This is a genomic window from Enterococcus hulanensis, assembly GCF_005405485.1.
GTDB lineage: Bacteria > Bacillota > Bacilli > Lactobacillales > Enterococcaceae > Enterococcus_A > Enterococcus_A hulanensis.
Map to the genome: position 1 here is coordinate 96575 of NZ_BJED01000002.1, position 19131 is coordinate 115705.

The 19131-nt window shown below is 41.2% G+C and carries 21 protein-coding genes; 10 read left to right on the forward strand and 11 right to left on the reverse strand.

Annotated features, from left to right (window positions below):
* Positions 1–8: 8 nt before the first annotated feature.
* The 3 genes from ulaA (at position 9) to FFR60_RS03090 (ending at position 2816) form a co-directional block, all read left to right on the forward strand.
* Entirely contained in the window at positions 9–1289 is a 1281-nt protein-coding gene (ulaA, locus tag FFR60_RS03080) for a PTS ascorbate transporter subunit IIC (RefSeq protein ID WP_088935317.1), read from the forward strand.
* Complete coding sequence (locus tag FFR60_RS03085; protein WP_137662971.1) at positions 1289–1981, forward strand: tryptophan synthase subunit alpha; 693 nt, start codon at positions 1289–1291, stop codon at positions 1979–1981. The genes ulaA and FFR60_RS03085 overlap by 1 nt, the downstream gene beginning before the upstream one ends.
* Before the next feature lie 118 nt (positions 1982–2099).
* Positions 2100–2816 carry a DUF5131 family protein gene (locus FFR60_RS03090; protein WP_137662972.1) on the forward strand — a complete coding sequence of 239 codons (717 nt, stop codon included), beginning with the start codon at positions 2100–2102 and terminating at the stop codon, positions 2814–2816.
* 221 nt (positions 2817–3037) lie between these two features.
* On the opposite strand, the gene FFR60_RS03095 is transcribed toward FFR60_RS03090, so the two are convergent.
* On the reverse strand, positions 3038–4618 hold the full coding sequence (locus FFR60_RS03095; protein WP_137662973.1) for an Nramp family divalent metal transporter: 1581 nt from the start codon (positions 4616–4618) through the stop codon (positions 3038–3040).
* Positions 4619–4780: 162 nt separating this feature from the next.
* Here FFR60_RS03095 and FFR60_RS03100 point away from each other — a divergent pair, with 162 nt between their 5' ends.
* The gene (locus tag FFR60_RS03100; protein ID WP_137662974.1) at positions 4781–5221 is read left to right on the forward strand and encodes a hypothetical protein; all 441 of its coding nucleotides are present in this window, start codon (positions 4781–4783) and stop codon (positions 5219–5221) included.
* A gap of 38 nt (positions 5222–5259) precedes the next feature.
* On the opposite strand, the gene FFR60_RS03105 is transcribed toward FFR60_RS03100, so the two are convergent.
* Positions 5260–5844 carry a helix-turn-helix domain-containing protein gene (locus FFR60_RS03105; protein WP_137662975.1) on the reverse strand — a complete coding sequence of 195 codons (585 nt, stop codon included), beginning with the start codon at positions 5842–5844 and terminating at the stop codon, positions 5260–5262.
* A gap of 361 nt (positions 5845–6205) precedes the next feature.
* Between FFR60_RS03105 and FFR60_RS23120 the strand changes: the two genes are divergently transcribed.
* Positions 6206–6739: a hypothetical protein gene (locus FFR60_RS23120; RefSeq protein WP_307723309.1), complete on the forward strand. Its 534-nt coding sequence runs from the start codon at positions 6206–6208 to the stop codon at positions 6737–6739.
* Here the strand turns inward: FFR60_RS23120 and FFR60_RS03115 are convergent.
* Complete coding sequence (locus tag FFR60_RS03115) at positions 6736–8268, reverse strand: ABC-F family ATP-binding cassette domain-containing protein (protein WP_137662976.1); 1533 nt, start codon at positions 8266–8268, stop codon at positions 6736–6738. The two genes, FFR60_RS23120 and FFR60_RS03115, sit on opposite strands and share 4 nt — an antisense overlap.
* 519 nt (positions 8269–8787) lie before the next feature.
* On the reverse strand, positions 8788–8934 hold the full coding sequence (locus FFR60_RS03120; protein WP_171004854.1) for a hypothetical protein: 147 nt from the start codon (positions 8932–8934) through the stop codon (positions 8788–8790).
* A 172-nt stretch (positions 8935–9106) separates the two neighbouring features.
* Between FFR60_RS03120 and FFR60_RS22895 the strand changes: the two genes are divergently transcribed.
* Complete coding sequence (locus FFR60_RS22895) at positions 9107–9265, forward strand: nuclear transport factor 2-like protein (RefSeq protein WP_249354937.1); 159 nt, start codon at positions 9107–9109, stop codon at positions 9263–9265.
* A gap of 371 nt (positions 9266–9636) precedes the next feature.
* On the opposite strand, the gene FFR60_RS03130 is transcribed toward FFR60_RS22895, so the two are convergent.
* The 3 genes from FFR60_RS03130 to aspD form a co-directional block, all read right to left on the reverse strand.
* Complete coding sequence (locus FFR60_RS03130) at positions 9637–10185, reverse strand: ECF transporter S component (protein WP_088935915.1); 549 nt, start codon at positions 10183–10185, stop codon at positions 9637–9639.
* On the reverse strand, positions 10175–10993 hold the full coding sequence (thiD, locus tag FFR60_RS03135) for a bifunctional hydroxymethylpyrimidine kinase/phosphomethylpyrimidine kinase (RefSeq protein ID WP_137662977.1): 819 nt from the start codon (positions 10991–10993) through the stop codon (positions 10175–10177). Before thiD ends, FFR60_RS03130 begins: the two co-directional genes overlap by 11 nt.
* A 228-nt stretch (positions 10994–11221) precedes the next feature.
* Positions 11222–12817 carry an aspartate 4-decarboxylase gene (gene aspD, locus FFR60_RS03140; RefSeq protein WP_137662978.1) on the reverse strand — a complete coding sequence of 532 codons (1596 nt, stop codon included), beginning with the start codon at positions 12815–12817 and terminating at the stop codon, positions 11222–11224.
* A gap of 347 nt (positions 12818–13164) precedes the next feature.
* Between aspD and FFR60_RS03145 the strand changes: the two genes are divergently transcribed.
* The 3 genes from FFR60_RS03145 (at position 13165) to FFR60_RS03155 (ending at position 14706) form a co-directional block, all read left to right on the forward strand.
* On the forward strand, positions 13165–13419 hold the full coding sequence (locus tag FFR60_RS03145; protein WP_088935912.1) for a hypothetical protein: 255 nt from the start codon (positions 13165–13167) through the stop codon (positions 13417–13419).
* A gap of 157 nt (positions 13420–13576) precedes the next feature.
* Positions 13577–14089, forward strand: coding sequence for a hypothetical protein (locus FFR60_RS03150; RefSeq protein WP_137662979.1), 513 nt, complete (start codon positions 13577–13579; stop codon positions 14087–14089).
* A gap of 194 nt (positions 14090–14283) precedes the next feature.
* Positions 14284–14706 carry a hypothetical protein gene (locus FFR60_RS03155; RefSeq protein WP_137662980.1) on the forward strand — a complete coding sequence of 141 codons (423 nt, stop codon included), beginning with the start codon at positions 14284–14286 and terminating at the stop codon, positions 14704–14706.
* A 74-nt stretch (positions 14707–14780) separates the two neighbouring features.
* Here the strand turns inward: FFR60_RS03155 and FFR60_RS03160 are convergent, their stop codons facing one another.
* Positions 14781–15515, reverse strand: a complete 735-nt coding sequence (locus FFR60_RS03160) for a YdcF family protein (RefSeq protein ID WP_137662981.1) — start codon at positions 15513–15515, stop codon at positions 14781–14783.
* Between the two features lie 97 nt (positions 15516–15612).
* Entirely contained in the window at positions 15613–15873 is a 261-nt protein-coding gene (locus tag FFR60_RS03165; protein ID WP_088935308.1) for a DUF6442 family protein, read from the reverse strand.
* Positions 15874–16271: 398 nt separating this feature from the next.
* Between FFR60_RS03165 and FFR60_RS03170 the strand changes: the two genes are divergently transcribed.
* Positions 16272–16886, forward strand: a complete 615-nt coding sequence (locus FFR60_RS03170) for a histidine phosphatase family protein (RefSeq protein ID WP_137662982.1) — start codon at positions 16272–16274, stop codon at positions 16884–16886.
* A 516-nt stretch (positions 16887–17402) separates the two neighbouring features.
* Here the strand turns inward: FFR60_RS03170 and FFR60_RS03175 are convergent.
* Together FFR60_RS03175 and FFR60_RS03180 are read right to left on the reverse strand one after the other, a co-directional pair.
* Positions 17403–17897, reverse strand: coding sequence for a GyrI-like domain-containing protein (locus FFR60_RS03175; protein WP_137662983.1), 495 nt, complete (start codon positions 17895–17897; stop codon positions 17403–17405).
* Between the two features lie 68 nt (positions 17898–17965).
* A complete protein-coding gene (locus FFR60_RS03180; RefSeq protein WP_137662984.1) occupies positions 17966–18931 on the reverse strand; it encodes a GIY-YIG nuclease family protein in 966 nt (321 codons plus the stop codon).
* Positions 18932–19131: the final 200 nt, after the last annotated feature.

A 19131-nucleotide genomic window follows, 5' to 3' on the forward strand; every position in this document is an offset into this window, starting at 1 on the left:
GGCTAAAAATGTCGGTCTTTTTATATATTGTAAATAATGTATTGAGCCAAGCAGTTTTTATCATTGGTATGGTAGTCATCGTTGGTATGGTCGCTCAAAAAAAGAGCTGGGATCAAATTTTGCCAAGTACGATCAAGACAATGATTGGTTTTACGATGATCAATGTTGGCGGTCAAACACTGGGTGGCGCCTTGCTGCCGCTTCAGCAAATGATTTCAAAGATATTTGATATGAAGGCTTTTTCATCAAATATCGGTGCGGCTCAGGCAGAAAGTTTTGCGGACATCGGGACAGAAATGTCGTTGATTTTTGCTTTCGGCTTTCTGATCAATCTTTTGCTGGCGCGTTTCACTCGTTTTAAGTATGTTCATTTATCTGCTCATGTCTCCTTCTTCTTTGCTGGTTTGATTGCAGCATTATTGAAATTTAATACTACTTTGCCATTTACCGGTATCGTTGCTGTTGGGGCGATTATGTTAGGTTTATATATGACTTTTAGTTGTGCCTACGTAGCTGTCTGTATTAAGGGAGTCAAAGGAGGAGAAGGCTTTACCTTAGCTCATTCCAGCTCTTCTGGTTTATTAGTAGCTACTTTGCTGGCTAAATTGTTCGGTAATAAGGAACATGACTTAGAGCAGATGGAAATTCCTAAGAAGTTGAATTTTCTTAGAGAAATGACGATTGCTTTGACATTGGTTATGACTGTCTTATTCTTATTGGTGAGTCTTTTTGCAACACCTAGCTGGACGATGGAAAATATCACTGGCGGTCAAGATATTATTGTCTTTTCATTATTGCGTGGTGTTGAGTTCGGAATGTGGATCACGGTCATTATTACAGGTGTACGGATGATGCTGTCGGAAATTATTCCGGCCTTTCACGGAATCGCGAATAAAATCATTCCAAATTCGAAGCCTGGCTTGGATATTCCGCTGCTATTTCCAAACTATCCAACCTCAGTGATTGTTGGTTTCTTGTGCAGTCTGGTTTCTGGTTTAGCAGGGATGCTGATACTAGGTGCGCTGAATTATCCGGTGGTTGTATTTCCAGCACTAATTCCGACTTTCTTTACGGGGGCTGCGACAGCGATTTTCGGGAATGCTCATGGAGGACGCAGAGGAGCCATTTTAGGTTCAGTGGCAAATGGTTTTCTATTAATTTTTGGACAAGCTTTCTTGCTTCCGATGGTCGGCAGCTATGCACCGATTATGCGAATTCTCAGTGAAACCGATTATACCGTTTATGGACCAATTTTAGGTTGGGTTCTGCAGCTGCTGGGAGGTGCTTAATGAAAAATCTTGTCTTATATTTGACGATTAATTATCCGACGCAACAAACGTTTTTTGAAATTTTAGATGTCATTGAAGAATTTCAAATCGGGTACGTTGAAATTGGGATTCCTGTCAGCGATCCATATTTGGACGGATCAGTAGTTAGGAAGTCGCAAGAAAAAGTTATTTCAGATTTAAGCGCTGAAAAAATCGCAGCGGTGTTGAGTGAAATACGGGAACGTTATTCTTTCAAAACGATTTTGATGACTTATTATGAGGGTGTGAAACATTTTGAATTAGAGAAACTTGCTCGAAGACTTTATGATGCGATTTTATGCGTCGATAAAAATTTAACTGGAGACAATTATCCTGGTTTTGTTCACACTTTTAGCCAAGATATGGATCAAGGGCTGATTGTTTCACAATTATCCCAAAGCTCACAATTCATTTATCTTGTTTCTGGCGATGGGAAAACGGGAGAGTTTAATCAGCTTCCAGAGGAATATACAAAAATTTTGCCTTACGTCAAAAAGAAGACTGATTTACCGATATTTGTTGGTTTTGGGGTTAAAAATCAGCAAGATATTGCCAGTCTTTTAGCCAATGGAGCAGATGGAGCGATTATTGGATCAGAGTTTATCAAACAGTTTAATGAAGGTGGGATCTCTGGGATAAGAGAATACTTAACGGACATTCAAGCGGTATTTTAAAAGAATCATGCTTCACTTTTAAGTGGGGCATGATTCTTTTTTACGTCTTGTTAAATGAAATAGCTCGCGAAGCTTAGCGAAAGTTTGATAAGATAAAAGAAAAAAAGTAGGTGAGAGCATGGCATTTTGGAATCCGTGGCGCGGCTGTCGGCGGGTCAGTGAGGGGTGCAAGTATTGCTTCATTCATGAAGGCGACAAAAAGCGGGATGTGGATACCAGCAAGATCGAAAAATCAGCGCAATTTGACGCGCCAATCAAAAAAACGAAAAACGGCTATAAAATGAAGGGCGGTCAGAAGGTTTATGTGTGCTTTTCCAGTGACTTTTTGATTGAAGAGGCTGATCCGTGGCGGGACGAATGCTGGCAGATGATCAAGGAACGCCCCGATTTAGAATTTATTTTTCTGACGAAGCGGATCGAGCGACTGCTGTCCGTCGTACCCGATGATTGGGGTGACGGGTATGACAATGTGACGATCGGTGTTTCAGTGGAGAATCAGCAAAGAGCGGATCAACGGCTGAAACTGCTGCAGGAGCTTCCGATCAAGCACAAAAATATTATTTGTCAGCCCTTGATTGCAGAAATGACTATCAGTGATTACTTAGATGATGTGGAACTAGTGATGGCAGGGGGCGAGTACCATAAAAATGCGCGCCCGTTGAATTACGATTGGATTTTGAACTTGCGGGAGGAAACGATCGCACGGGGGATTCCCTTTGAGTTTCGTCAATGCGGCACCCATTTTATCAAGGATGGTCAAGACTATCAGCTGAATTATCGACAATTATTTTCCCAAGCGAAAAAAGCAGAGATCAATTGGTATCCGAATAAATAAAAAGCCGAAATCCGCTGATTTTGGCTTTTTTAACTGTAATGAAAGTATAAAAATTTGCACAAGTAAAAACATTGAATCAACAGCTTTAACGATGTCCAGCTTCACGAACTAGCTTTATCGGCAATAAGCGAAAATTTTGATAAGTCTGAGAAACGACTTATCAAAATTTTAGTCTTATTGCTCAAAAGCTGAGCGAGTTCGCGAAGTCTTTCAAATTTGGTTTAATCTTCAGAAAATTCTTCATCTAGTGTAGTTTGCGCATGAGCGGCAGCGACGCGTTTATTGCCTTTATGCAATTCAACGATCGTCCAGACTAATAGCGCTAAAACGGTGGCGATCAAAACATAAGCGATCGTATCTGCGGTCATAATCTCTGCAGCTGAGGCGTTATCGCCGAAGAATCCTTCGATTTGACCTGGCAATCCGATCAAATTTAAATAGGTCAAGCCAATGACTGAGACCCAGCCAAGGAGTTGAATGATTTTTTTGTTTTTGAAGCGTTCGCCCATTTCTGCCGAGCTGTTGGTCATCATCAGTAATGGCAGCATGGAAAACGGCAAAGCGAAGGCTAGGAAGACTTGCGAATTATTCATCAAATTATTCAAGGCTTCATGTTCTTCAATTACGCCTTTTCCGCTAAATAGCAAAACACAAAGTAATACGGGAACGACTGAGATCAACCGAGTCACTAAGCGGCGCAACCAAATCGGCATCCGCATATGAATAAAGCCTTCCATAATAACTTGACCGGTCAATGTTCCGGTAATAGTCGAATTTTGACCGGATGCCAGCAAAGCGACTGCGAACAAGGTTGATAATGCCCCTGTTTTTGCCACGTTCATCAAGATACCGTTGCTCATGGTGGCTGGATTCGATAATGCTTCGTACAATCCGAAGAAGGAAGGATCTTTGACCGTTCCGGTTTTGAACACTGCCACACCCATAATCAGTAGCAATGCGTTAACGATGAAGGCCATCGATAGCTGGATGTTGGAATCCCAAGTAGTAAAGCGCACGGCGCTGGCGACTTCATTTTCATCCTCGTGATTGATTTTCCGTGTTTGTGAAACAGCGGAGTGCAGGTACAAATTATGCGGCATGACCGTCGCACCGATGATTCCTAAAGCGCCCGTCAACGGTGTTTGACCGCCGATAGCAGGGGCGTTGGCGAAGGTTTCATTGGTTGGAACAAAGCCCTTCAAGACATCCCCCCAGTTAGGATCGGATAAAGCGACTTGATAAATAAAGACGAAGAGAATTACGAAAATCAAACAAACGACGATCGCCTCGATTTTTCGAAAACCGATTTTTGTTAATAGCAATAAAACCAGTACATCAAAGACGGTGATGAAAACGGCGATGACTAATGGAATGTTGAATAATAAATACAACGCGATAGCTGCGCCGATAACCTCTGCGATATCGGTTGCCATGATGGCCAATTCAGTCAAGATCCAAAGGACGATCCCTAACGACTTACTGGTTCTGGCACGAATCGCTTGAGCTAAGTCCATTTGCGTGACGATTCCTAGTTTGGCTGCCATGTATTGCAAAAGCATCGCTACCAAACTGGAAAGTAAGATGACAGACATTAATAAGTATTGGAAATTTTGCCCGCCGGTGATAGAGGTCGACCAGTTTCCCGGGTCCATATAGCCAACAGCGACTAACGCGCCTGGTCCAGAGTAGGCTAGCAATGTGCGGCAAAAACTTTTTCCTTTCGGTACTTCGACGGTACCATTAACTTCTTCTAAAGAAAGTCCATTTGTATGTTTTATTAGGGGATGCTTATTTGTACTCAAGATGTTTCCACCTTTCTCTAACTTTTCTACGATGCAATCATACACCCAAATTCAGGAAAATAAAAGAAAAAGATTCGGCGTGCCTAAAATTTTTAAAAAGCATATTTTTTTACCAAAAATCAAATCTATTTTACACTGAAGAGAAGAAAATGAGGTGAGCTCATGACAGAATGGTTACCACAACTTGAGGGCACATGGGAAATCAAAGGGACGACTTTTCCTATGTGGTTATCAAATAAAAGAAAGAATCCGCGGATCACGTATAAGAAAACGGAGAAAAATGCAGTGGAATTACTCGACTTGGTGGAATATGAAGCTAAGGGCAAGACCAAGCAAATCAAAGGGATTGATCGCTTGGCTGGAGAGCAGTTTATTTGGCGGGGAATCGGTGTATTGAAAGTTTTAAGCAGCCGCTGGCAGGTCGTGACGATCAAAGGCGATGTATTGGTGATCCGTTTTGAAAAATCCTTGGTGACACCCGCCGGAGTGGATGTTTTAATCAGAAAAGGGACAACCGTACCGAATCTGCGAGAACGAGTATTGACACATTACGAAAGTTTTGGTCTGACTTTAAAAGAAAGCAACGAGCTTCAATGGCGTTAACAAAAAGGCCTCTCAACCGAGAAGCCTTTTTTGTGTTCTTATAAGAGTGTAATGCTTGGCTGACTTTCGTACCAAAGTTCTTGTGGAGAATATTTGTCCTTGCCAAATATCAGGACGGAACCATCTTCTAATAGTTCAATTTCGGTTCCTAACCACATGGTTGCTGGGCCGCCGCCAAGCAATAAACGACGTTTGCCATGGCCTTTCTTCAATGAGTAAGCGTCTAAGTAGTCATTGATATAATGGGATTTCAGGTAGCGTATTTCGCCATTGTCGAAGGTGATGACCAAAATATTTGCTGCATTCTCGACTTTGACCGCCTTGGGAACTTCTCCTTCAGGATATTTCGGTTTAGAATCGGTTTCATTGTTTTTCATGGTGTTTGCTCCTTTTTTAGAAAAGAGGGCTTCAAGAAATGACGGCTTAGAATTTCCCAGCAGCTTATCTGTCGAGATATGGAAAAAATCACTCAGCTGAAGCAAGGTATCCAAATCAGGATAACTTTTATCAAGTTCCCATTTAGAAACTGTTTGGGGAGTGACGTGCAGATGCTCTGCCAGTTCTTTTTGCGACATCTTCTTGGCGACTCTCAATTCTCTAATATTCGTTCCGATCTCTACCATAAATTTACCCTCCAGAGCACTTGATAGGCAATAAACCATTGATTGAATGTGCTAAAAAGCCCCTCAACCAACAGTTGAGTCCTAGATTTCCTGCTTAAATACTATTATATACCGTTTTATTGATGACTGCGGAAAAAAGATTGGGGGAGAGCGTCCGCCTCAATCCATAAACTTTATTTTTTTTAAACAATAAAAGTTCCGAATTTTTCGCTTTTCCAATTAAAAAAATCATAAATTTATCCGCTTTTTGCGATAAGACGTAGTGTTCCCATTTGTGAAATCGTCATTTTGAGGTTGTTTGAAAAAAGTTGTTGGGAGAATTACAGTATAGGCAGATAAGTTTTTAGGGGGAGGAAACAACATGGAAAAGCCGCTTTTCACGATTCAGCAATTATTTCAGCTAAAAAGGAAAACACTGGAAAAAAGACTAACAAATTATTATCAGGAAACGCAGGATGGGGATACAGCCATTCAATATCTGCTGGTTTTACAGGTGAGGGAGGAACTTACAATCGAGGACTTCAGCTGGATGATGAAGGATTTGGTCCGTAAAATATTCCTGACAACAAAGGCAACGCGGATACAGCGCCGCCTGTTTAGCTATTTTAAGGAGTATTTTTCTGCTCGGGAATGGCGGAAGTTGGCTGTTCGGCTGACGTCGGTCAAAAATTGGTTGGCAGAGAAATTTGTCCAATTGGGTACAAAAATCACAGGACTTTCTACACAGGTTACTGGCACGCAAACGCCGGCTGGTGCTGTGTTGGCAGGGAATTATGTCAGCGCAAATCAACTGCTGGAGTCGCCGCCGGATAGACAAATAACTAAAAAAACTCCAACAGACACGCCGAGAAAAAGGCGCTGGCGGCTGCTGGAGCGATTAAGTATGCTAAATTAATTCTGGCTGATCTCAATCACACGATCGGTCCAATCTTGATAAAAGGCCTCTTCGTGGGAAACGACGATGACAGTTCCGGTGAAATTCGCTAGGCTCTCACGCAAACTATCCTTTGTCGCTTGGTCGATATGGTTAGTTGGTTCATCGAGGATCAGCAAATTACCCTTTTGCATAGTCATCTGACAAAGCTTGACCTTGGTTTGTTCGCCACCGCTCAAGGTGCTGATCGGTTCTTGGGCTAATTGGTTGGGTAGACCAGCTTTGGCTAAGTGCTTTCGCAATTCTTTGACGGTTTCTTTCGGATAATGCTCGCTTAGGTATTGTAATGGGGTTTGGTAAGGGTTCTCCCATTGCAGGTCCTGTTCGAAATAATTGATCTTGGTGTTTGCTGGAAGGTGGAATTCGCCTGCGATTTTCGGGATCGCGCCGATCAATGTTTTCAGCAGCGTTGATTTACCAATACCGTTAAATCCGCGAATCGCGACCTTTTCGCCATAGCGCAGCGTGATATTAATCGGTGCTAATAAGGGTCTTTGGTAACCAATCTCAAGATCCGTCGTTTCAAGAGCTAACGTCGTAACGATCGGGGCATAGGGAAATTCAAAACGAGCGACCGCATTGGAAGAGGGCGGCGTCAAGCGCTCCACCTTGTCCAATTGTTTTTGACGGCTTTTTGCCATCGTTGAACGAGAACCGGCCTTGTATTTGCGAATATAGGCTTCGGTTTTTTCGATCTGGCGTTTTTGTGCGGCGTATTGCTTCAGATAGGTTTCTTGGAATTGCTCTTTTTGTTTCAGCGCCTTCGTTAAATTTCCAGTGTATTTGGTTAATTTTCCAAACTCGATATCGGCGATGTGGGTCGTGATCTGGTTCAAAAATTCGCGATCATGAGAAATCACCACAAACGTTCCGGCAAAATCTTGTAAAAATTGACTTAACCAAGCGACGTGCTCGTCATCTAAGTGGTTCGTCGGTTCATCGAGGATTAAGACATCCGGTTTTTCCAATAATAATTTCGCCAAAATCAGTTTTGACCGTTGTCCGCCGCTTAAATCCTCCAGCGGAGTGTCCATCCCTAAAATATCCAAGCCTAAACCGCTGCTCATTTCAGCGATCAAGGTATCGATTTGATAGAAATCGCCTTGGTCTAATTCCGTCTGCAAACGGCCGGCTTTTTCCAACAGCTTATCATCCAGCGATTCGCTGTATTCCATATAGAGTTCACCGATTTTTTCCTCTTTTGCAAAATCCGCCGCATAAGCGGTTTTCAAGAAATCCTTGATCGACAAGGTCGGATCAACTTCAACATATTGGTCCAAATATCCCACGTGGATATTTTTTTGCCATGCGATAGTGCCTTCATCCGGCAGCTGTTCGCCGGTAATGATCTTGATCAAGGTACTTTTTCCGGCGCCATTTTGTCCAATCAGGCCGAGATGTTCCCCTTTATTCAAATGCAATTCTAAATCTTCATACAGGATCTTGTCGCCAAATTGCTGAGCGATCCCTGTTAAATCTAAGATACTCATGTTTCTCCTACTTTCTTACTCAATTTCTCATCATCTAATAAAAAGCGGAGATAGTCAAGAAAAAAAAGCCCTTTTTTAAAGGACTCGTGAATTTTTAGAGCTGGGCAGATAATAAATAGTTGAGGATGTCGGAAATTATATCAATCATTTGACCGAAAAATCCCCAGAACAAATTAATTAAACTATCAATGAATTGAAAAATGAAATCTGTCATTTTTTTTCACTCCTATTTATTGAAATAAGCTAGCTATCCAATGAATTGGATAGAGGGACAAATGAAGGGTGACATGGGCCAACAAATAACTGACTGCGAAGAATGGAAATAACAATATTTTCATGATTCTTTTCAACCTCCGTCTTTTCGTTAACTCAGTATACCGTGAAAATAATAAAAGAAGACATTCATTTACCTTATGGAAAACGAACAATTATGTAAGCTGAAGACACCAAAAAAGCCCCTGCTTTTGATTTTTAAGCAGAGGCTTTTAATTATAGGCTTCATTCATTGAGATGCGCTCCTTAGGCAGATTTTTTTAAGTCGTAGATCGCTTGTTCAATGGTGATTCCAGTTCCTTGCTGACCGGTAGCAGTAGAATAAACAATAAAAATGTTTTCTTCTAAATCAAATGTTACGCGGTACGGTTTTTCTTGTTCAAAAAACGTCATCGTCCTTCCTCCTTTATTTTTAATAACAAACTTACAAATAAAAGTATAACACATTAAAAGATAATAACAAAACAAAATTCCATTCATAAAGTATTTTAATAATTTAAAATTTGAAATAGTGTGAATGTTACTAGGTATATTGTAAGATAGAAGATTTTGGAAGGGGGAAACAATGAATCGTGAAATAATTGAGCAGTTTGCAGCAGCCATTAATCAACAGGATTTAGTAAAACTCATTGAGTTGATGGCAGAGGATTTTTCCTTTGTTGATACGTATGGTGGGATTGAAAACAAGGGGGGCAATGAAGCTCGGATGGCAGGGATATTTTGATTGGTTTCCAGATTATCGGATCATCATTGAGAATTATTAAGCGAATGGTGATTTTGCAAGTATCATCGGTAGAGCAAGTGGTTCCTATTTTGCCCAAACTGAAAAACACTGGGAATTCCCAACTGCTTGGAAGGTCGTGGAGCATGATTGGAAGATCACTCATTGGCAAGTTTTTTGTGATTCGAAAAAACAGTTGGATTCAATGGGTTAGAATTTTTTCAAAAGAAGGGACTCGACTAATTATATAGAAGAGTCCTGAGTTTAGTGAGAGTTGTTTGGCATTTTAAAAAGTAAAATGAAGAACCGACTGTAAATCAAATTACAGTCGGTGCTTTTGGTTTTCGCCCCTGCCAAGGATATTTAGTATAGCATTAAATGGGCTGATTGCGGAAGATCATCTGCATGGCTTTTCTTAATGGGAAGTAGACCAAGCTAACAATCAGAATCGTTGAGAAAATATTGATCACCGTCGCAGGCATCGTGGCTAGTGCCGCGAAGAAAGCCGGCTTCAATTGGGCGCCAGCGATCATCGCCATGACGGTTGCTTTGATGACGGACATGATGAATTTCGCGATGCCGGCGCAGATTCCGATAATGATGATTTGGTAAATGCGTGTTGGTTTGCGTTTGAAGATAGAAAAGGCCGCATAAGCTGCAGCGCCTACGACAAAGCTTTCGACTAAGAAATAGGGTGCTTCGGCCGCGAAACCATTTAAAATATCAAAAACGAAAAAGCCGATCCCGCCAGCTAATGCCCCTTGCCAATAGCCGATCAATAAAACGGCTAACAAGACGACCGAATTGCCAAAGTGGATAAAGGCGCCGGTGGGCAGGGGAATCTTGATCATTGTTCCCATCAATGTGAGTGCCGCGAATAGGGCGACTAATACTAAATTATGAATGCGTTTATCACTGTTCATCTGAATACTCCAATCGTTTTTCTCCGTGGGTATAAGCGCCGTGCCAAACGTGACCGACATACGGATTTATTTTCTCGCCCATTGTGATCGCTGCTTGGACGAAATCGATCGCCAGCTTAATGGCCTGATCAAGCGGATAATTTTTCGCGATCGCCGCGGTGATAGCCGCCGCAAAGGTACAGCCGGCGCCATGATTATAAGGTGTATCAATGATAGGATGAGGATAGCGGGTGAAATTTCGCCCGTCATAATGCAGATCGAGGGTTTGCTTAGCAGCTAAACGTGTCCCGCCCTTGATTACCACATGCTTCACACCAAATGAAGCGATTTTTTTGGCGGCTTGTTCCATTTGTTTTTCTGAAGTCAGTTCACCAAGCTCAGATAAAATGCCGGCCTCCCGTAAATTAGGGGTCGTGATCAAGGCATGGGGCAGTAATTTTTCCCGCAGCGCTTGGACCTGCTCATTTTTAATAAAATCCTGTGTTCCTTTACCGCCGATGACTGGATCAACGACTAAGGGGATGTCTTTGGGAATGACTTCACTGACCAAATCGATGATCTCCTGCGTAGGCAGCAGCCCGGTTTTGATCGAATCAATCGGTCCTGCAAAAACAGAGGCGATCTGTTCTTGAATCAGCTCCAAAGAAAGAGTTCGCAGATGATGTGCCCCTGTTTCGGGTTCTAAGGTGACGATCGAGGTGATCGCCGCCAAGCCAAAGGTGCCAAATTCTTGAAAGGTTTTTAAATCCGCTTCTAAACCACCGCCGCCAGTGGCATCCGAACCGGCAATTGTTGCAACTTTTTTCATATCGAAACGCTCCATTTGTTTTTTTATAGCATAGCCTTTTGATTATCTGATGAAAACACCCAATTGGATTTGTTTTACCTCAGCCAATTTATAGAACAAAGTGTATCACTATCAAATAGGAAAGAAAAATCTAAAGACCTTTGAATAAGGCTATACAATAGAAGAGTCAGCAAAAAAAACGAACATACACTATCACCAGCGATAGAAATATATTCGTTCGGTTTCATGCTATTTTGTTTTCATCCATTGATCGCGAATCTCATCGGTTAAACGAATGATTCGTTTGCCGACTTCTGGATATTGGTTCGTGGCTAAGTTGGCTAATGACACGCGCACAGCCCATTCGCTGCTGCCAAAGGCGTTGGCTTTCAGCAGCATCAATTGTTCCTTTTCCGCAAGGGAGGTTAGGACCTTCGTTACCGTCCATTTATTTTTCAAGTAATCAGCGAAGGCATTGCCGTAACGTTTGCGGCTCCAATCTTCGTAATTGATTTCGCAATAATAAGCAGTGTCTAAATCTTCTAAAGGTTCCTGCAGTCCCAACGTATTGAACAAAAGTTTTTCCCGTTGGCGGCAAATATCCATGACTTCTGCTTTATAGGCTTGGCCTTCATCCAGCAAGCTGTACAGACTGAACATCACCATCATGACCTGCTGCGGAGCCGAAAGTCCTGCGGCATGGTTCAAGGCAACGTCACGGCTGTCAGCTACACAGCGATCGATGAAAGTAATCGTTGTTGGATCAGCGGTCAAGGAAGCGTAGCGTTCGTTTAATTGTTCAATCTTTTCTTGTGGCAGGTTGGCAATCAATTCATCAAAGAGATTGTGCTTGGCTACGGCGATGGTACCTACGCGCCAGCCAGTCGCGCCAAAATATTTCGAATACGAGTAAATACAAGCCGTATTGTAAGGAAGCTCTGAAAATAGCGACGTGAAGACTGGAACAAAGGTGCCGTACACATCATCGGTCAAGATCATTAATTCCGGATTATCTGTCGCAACGATATCCTTCAGCAAATCGATCGTTGGTTGAGCCAGCGCATTGGCTGTCGGATTGCTTGGGTTCACCACAAAGACGGCTTTGATCTCGGAATCCCGCAGCTTATTGATTTCTTCATCCGGGTATTGATAGGTCATTTTGCCATCGATCATGGTTTGTTTTGCTTGAACCTTGACGATGTCGAAGGAGTATTTTGGCAATTCCGGAATTTCTAAGTAAGGCGCAAAGGTCGGCAGCATCAATGCAATTTTGTCGCCATGATTCAATAGGAAATTATTGAATAAGGTATCGAAAATATAGCAGATCCCTGCAGTTCCGCCTTCCACCGCGAAAATATCAAAGGGAATTGTGCTGTCTGAAAATAATTCCTGATTCAAATACGCCTTGATCGGACCTTCGCAGGCAGTTAAACAGCGGACTGGGTTTGGATAATTGTCGCCGATGATATGATCCAGCATGTCCGTCAGCCAAGCTTCCTTGGGCATTCCTAGATAATTATTGTCAGAAAACCAGATTTTCTTCAAAAAGTCGGCACCTTTTCCAGGATGAGCGGCTAGAAAATCAACGAAACGCTGGCCACGGTCGCTATCGGATTGGATCATTCCGGCAGTTAATTCACCTGGACCGTACAGGGTTTCCTGAGTAGCGAATTGACCGAGTAAAAAGTAGGCTTCCCGCGGAGTAGGGGCGGTCCAGTTGGGATTGCCGCGACCTGCATTCAGCAGGTTGGTGACATTTTTATTTTCATGAATCTTTTGTTCCAAAAAGAGACTTAATTCAAAGGGACTTAATTCTTCTAAGGCTTGTTCAGTAGTTGTTGACACAAATACGACTCCTTTTACGCTTTATTTTGTCTTCATAGTAACGAGAATTGTTTTTAATACAGCGTAAATACGCTTAGAGTTTATGAGAAAGTTTCTGTTAAAACACAAAGAAATAAAGTGTGTTTTGTTTGGAGCGAGGTCTAAAGTATGAATAAATCAACAAGTAAAGCGCTTACTATATTCTTAGAATCCACTTTTTAAAGATTTTTTTACGGTTAAGAGATATCAGACTTTCGACCCATGATAAAAATAAAGAATTAGGGCATACTATTGTTATAAGTTAATAGTTGTTTAAGTTGATGGACAGGAACGTATATATAGATATCCACGAAAGGGAGGATTCAAAGATGGATCAATTGATCGCACTTGCGTTTATCGCATTACTCGTTTTCTTTGTTGTAAAGGTCGGGTCAGTCTTATGGCGCATCGCCGGCGTATTATTCTTGCTATTTATCATTTATATGTATAAAGATCAAGTAATCTCACAAGTACAGAACTTTATTGCTAATCCTGATTTTGGCGGATTATGGCAAAGTGTTTCCGGATTTTTCGGTAATTTGTTCGATAAAGTCGCTGGGTTTGTCAGTACGGTGATTGAATAGAAGGCTAAGAGGCACTCTTTTAAGAGCGCTTCTTTTTTTATAGGAGCCCTTTACTAAGCAAAATATAACCTGATATTCAGATATGCTATACTGAAGGCTGACTTTGAAGTAACAAAAAGAGAAATGGTGTTAATAAAAGGGAAGCAGGGGTGTATTTTTGAAGAAAAGAACGGTTAAGCAAGAGTTGTTCTATTTATTTTCAATGGAGCTATTGAGCGCGTTGGTATTTTGGGTGGTTTATGGTATGTGGTCAGCGGCCGAGCCAGGAGGCGGAAAAGTTGCGATAGTTTATCCGTTATTTGTTTTGACTGTAATCCTTGTTCAGGGATCACTTTATTGGCTGAATTGTTTAAGAAGGCTAAAAAAACAAAAAGCGTTGGATGAGCAGCGGATCGCGAGAATCTATCAAGCCTTTAAACTCATTGATTATGGTCTGCTGGGAGCCTATATTTTAGTCTTACTTTTTACGAAGAGTTTCTCCATTGTAGGCGTGTTGATTTGGTTGTTTGCTATTATTGAATTGATTAATTATTTCCATTACCGCTTATCTTATTACACAAAATCAGGACTTGGTTTACAAATCATCAAGCCGTTGAAATTACTTATTACAGGTACAGCAGTAAAATCTCAAATTGCTAGAGAAATCCTATCAGTGCAAAAGGGTAAATAATAGAGCAAAACCTCTGCTTTCAAAAAATGGAAGCGGAGGTTTTGCCTTTTTTTGCGAAAAACCAATTAGTTTAAAATTTAGAAAAAGAATAGGTATTTAAATTAAGGAAAATTTTGGGATAAAGTGATAAGTCCAGCTATAATTTAATTAGATATATACATCAATCGATTAGAAGGTAATGGGAGGGGAGGACGATGGGAATGGTCCCAGAAATTACAGAGCAAGCATTCGTGAATGAAAAGAATAAAAAAGGGAAATTCAAACATTCCGCTGAAAAAAAGAATAAGCCTCGTCCATTCCAATCTGTCCTTGATCTTTTCTACGAGGTTGAACGAATCAACGAACGGCTTAATGGCCGACCTGAAGATAATTTTTCAAGCGTTTTGGCACGCAAAGTACAAAATCGGCTGACAACCTGTGCGATTTTAACCATTCGCGCCAAAAAACGCTTGATTGATTTCGTGACTGAATACGACCCGCCCATTAAAGAAGATTGCAAAAAGAATAAGCCGCTCCGTATAATGAAGAGTCCGAATTACTCTATAACAGTTACGGCAAAAAACAAATGCCGAATCGGAAGAAAGGCTGCGCGAACTCGCTCAAAAGCTAGTTCGTGAAGCCGGACCGTGAAAACTCTGATTTAAGTTGAACACAAAAGATCATCCTCCCAACTAAGGCAGGATGAGCTTTTTTATTTTCGGGTATTTCCGGCTAAATATTTTCTACAGCGCTGATAACTCGCCAAAACATTCTCTGGCACGTCCACATGCGGGATAAAGTTGGCGCCCTTTGGCCCATAGCCTTCGCCATCATCATTCAATCGCCGAATCTCGCCAATGACTAAGGATAAGAAATAATCGGCTTCCCACCAGCTGTCCATTTCACTATTTTCAAAATGGGGACGGGTATCGAAATCAATCAGCTTTGGTTGTTCAAAAAAGAGCGGTTGAATCGCCGATAACGGCAACCCCCATTCTTTACTGAAGGTGACATGGGAGCGCTTCTGCACTAACGGGTCTTGAACCAGCCAAAAATTTTTCGGTGCATCTTGAGTGAACAGCTCATAAGAGAAGCGGGCATTTTCTCCCGTATTGGTTGATTTCTTTTCTAATAGTAAAGTAAGCTCGCGAGTACAGTGATGCAAAAAGATTTCCTGCGTAATTTCCGCTTCCGAAAGCTGAGGCCATTCTGGTCGAACCAGTTCCGGACACATTTTCTTACAATTTGCGATCAGCGGTGCCGTGCCATGCCCGATTCCGCCGACAAAAATGACGCGTTGAATCTCAGCTTCCGTTTCACAAAATTTCGCAGCAGAAACAATCAAATGAGGCAGGCTGTTGCCAGCTATCAGCAGTGTATCAGAGTGAAAATCAGGATTAGCCTGAACCGTCGTCAGATAATCCACCAGTGTCGCAAAATCAGACATAATTGCCTCCTTAAATTCAAGTTGAAATATTCTCCTATATAATAGTAGCAAAATTTTCAGCAGAAAAAAACTGTCGGTCAAATTTACCGACAGCAGGTTAGAATAAATACCGAATAAAAAAGAAAATACATAAGGCAAAAAGGACAACAGAGACTGTCAACCAGCTTTTCTGTTTGAGCCAAAGGAATTTCCCGTAACAAAAGGCGGCGGCGGCACCGGTAAAGAGACTAAACAGATCCATGACTTCGCGATCATCGATCACGCGCGCGAGCATTAAGATGCTGAAAAGAATCATACTGAAAATGCCGGCCGTGGCTAGCGCCAAATCCGTGCTGGTCTGTTTTCTTTCCTTTTCCATGCGTTGCCCTCCATTCCATAGATTAAGCCCTCAAGCTAATTTTAAAGTTAATTCCGAGTTAAAAATTTGCTCTTTTTAAGCTTTAATCGCCTTTAAATTAAGCAAAATCGGGTCAATATCACGAGTAGTGTTGTTTTTATTATAAATGAATCCGATTACAAAGTCACGCATATCCGCACCTACTCCTTAATAAAATAGTTATTTTTTGAATCGTTGTCAGAAATGCGCATTCTTTTTGGTATAAATCACTGATTATTAGTGTATACTGGATGAGTGAAAGTTGCTGTATTAATCGATTGGTAAACGAATAAGGAACTCTTGATTGGTTCAAGTAATCGGAAAGAGCAGCTAGCAGGGAACTTAAAATAAAAAAAACATCGTATACGAGGAGTGAGAGTGTGACTCAATTTTATTTTGTTCGACATGGAAAAACGGAAATTAATGCGGAAGGTCGCTTCAATGGAGGAACAGTTGATTCTCCATTGATCCCATCTGGTGTAGAAGCAACGCAGCGAATGGCCCAACACTTGAAAACTACCCCATTTGATCTAGCCTTGACTTCGCCGCAAATGCGGGCGCAAACGACTGCGAAAATCATTCTGGCGGAAAATGTACAGGCACCGGAATTGACGATCGTCGAAGATTTGCGTGAAATGCGTCTAGGCGATTGGGATGGTCAAAAGATCGATGAGATCACAGCAGCCTATCCCGAAGATTTGAAAAATTATCGGACCCGTCCGGATTTGTTTGCCGCCGAGAAATTTCACGCGGAACCTTATACCAGTTTGATCACTCGAAGTACTAAGGTGATCGAAGAGGTAGCAAAGACACATCCGAATAAAAAGGTCTTGGTAGTTAGTCATGGAATTTTGCTGGTGGCATTATTGAATACGCTAAAAGGTGTGCCGTTAGCAAAAATTCGCGAGAGTGGAATCGTCGATAATTCGAGTTTGACGATTTTAACCTATTCAAAAGAGAAAACAAACATTGAAACATGGGGTCAAACCTTTTAGTGAATAAGCTGAGCATATAATGGCAGAAATGTCATTGTATGCTTATTTTTTTGATTCGGGAAATCTACTTTATGGTTTTTTCGTTAGTTTTCGGACATTTACAAAAAGAACTAGTTAATTCTTGAATCTGTTTTTGGCAGAAGGTCCATGTAATCGTTTTAGTTATTTTCGGACTTTTTTATTCTGTTAAAAATAATAAAAATTAACATTTGATCATCAAGCGGAAATCGACTGAATCGCTTAATTTTTGCTTATAAGTGATTGAATAAAAGACAATCATCCGTGAAGGCCGTCTTATTAATCGAGCGAAAATGGATAGGAGTTATAAATAACTTTTAAAAGACTTTTTGGCGTTTTTTGCTAAAGTGTTTTTTTATTTAGCAGGAGAAAAAGACGTTAAGAGATAAAAGAACAGACTTTTTACTGAGAGTAAGTCTCTGCAAATGAATAAAAGCTAAAAAAAGTCCATCAATTTTCTAATTGATGGACTCTCATTTTATTTTAATTTTGATTCGGTCATTCTGTAAGTGATGCTTTTCGTTTTAAGCGATAAGTCAATTCGATCATGGTTTCTTGATCCTCTAATGGTACGGAGGCATCCGTCAGGAAGTATTCATAGCTGCGGAAGGTGAAGATTCCATTTTCTTGCTTGATGGCATCGATTAATTCCTTATAAGAATCCGTCAAATCATCATAGTCACCGACATAGAGTGTTCGGACTGCTTGATAGCCGGGCAGGACATAGCTTTGGAATTTTTCTGTTGAAGGAATTTCCTTATTAATAGGAAAGCCGATTTCGACAGCTAAGAGTTCATCTCTAGCTTGGCCAGTCTCATCTAGGTTCAAATAAGAAATAAATGGTGTCCCAACAAGCTCAGCTTCATTTTTTTGAATATATTCTAACAGGTCTACAAAAGAGGTTCCGATGTAATTTGGTAAATGTTCATGTGAAATATGTGTGGACATCGAAACGATCGTTTGTGCTGGTTTAGTGATCTTCTCAATCTGCATAGTCATCCCCCGTTTCTAAAACTCCTACGCTGATTGTAACAAGGAATGAAATCGAATACAAATACGAGCTATTTTTCCTGCGGGGAGAAGCCTCTGACCTGTCCATGCTGGTTCAAATAATTAAAGAAAATAGGAAACAAATCAACATCGGCCTTATCCAAGCGTTCTTTGGCTTCCAGACGTTGCCAGGTCTTAGCTGAAACGCCTTTTTCTAATCGCTTTTTGGCTTGCTCAATGGTTGGTTCGCGTTGATAAACCACCCGATTCAGCAATTCCCCTTTAGCATATAAGTAGCAGTAATAAACGCCGTCTTCCGGCAATATGCCGACAAAGGTTTGATTTTGCATGATCTGGATCAGCTGTTTATTGCGCCGCAAAAAGCGCTGAACGGTCAAATAGTTATTCCACCATTGCGCAGAGGCTTCATAATCGTGGCGCTCACTGGCAGCCTGCACCCGCTGATCGATCCGCGTAAGCAGGGCGGTGGACTGACCTAAAAGCGTCGCCTTAATCTCTTGTATCCGCAGGTCAAACTCTGCTTCAGGAGAAATTTCGTCATAGTTTTTAACGATGCCCGCTACGTATTTCAACGGTCCGTCTAAGCGATACGTACTATTAATGATCTCTTTCAATTCCTGGATCTTGCTTTGTTTATAGAAGGGACCAATCACTAAGCCTTCCTCAGACCACTCGCTTAGGACTTTCAGGTAGGGAGCTTTATCAATAAATTGAAAATAGCCGTAGCCTTCGTAGTAATTCATCATTCGATTGTAACGTGGGCGAATTTGATGAATTAAATGGCATTCTAATAAGAGAGCATCGAATTCTGTTGCCGCTAACTCATAATCAAAGTCAGCAATCCAGCGAACCATCTCTTGAACTTTACGTGAATGCTGCTTGTTTTGAATAAAGTAGGAACCGACCCGCTGCTTCAAATTTTTGGCCTTTCCAACGTAGATAATCTCCCCGCGACTGTTTTTCATCTTATAGATTCCAGGGGTTTTTGGCAGATTCTTAATTTTCTCTTTTAGCATATGAGCACCTCATTTGTTTGATTCGACAAAAAAGATTTTTAAACAACTTTTAAAAGGACTGTTCCAGAATCAATTTTTTTAGATTTTTGAAAATAATTGAAAAGTAGGTGTTTTTGGTCTATTCTCTGAAAAAATAATCTAAAATATCAAGAAATGCAGTTCTTTAACAATGACCTGCCATTTCTATTGTGTTATAATTA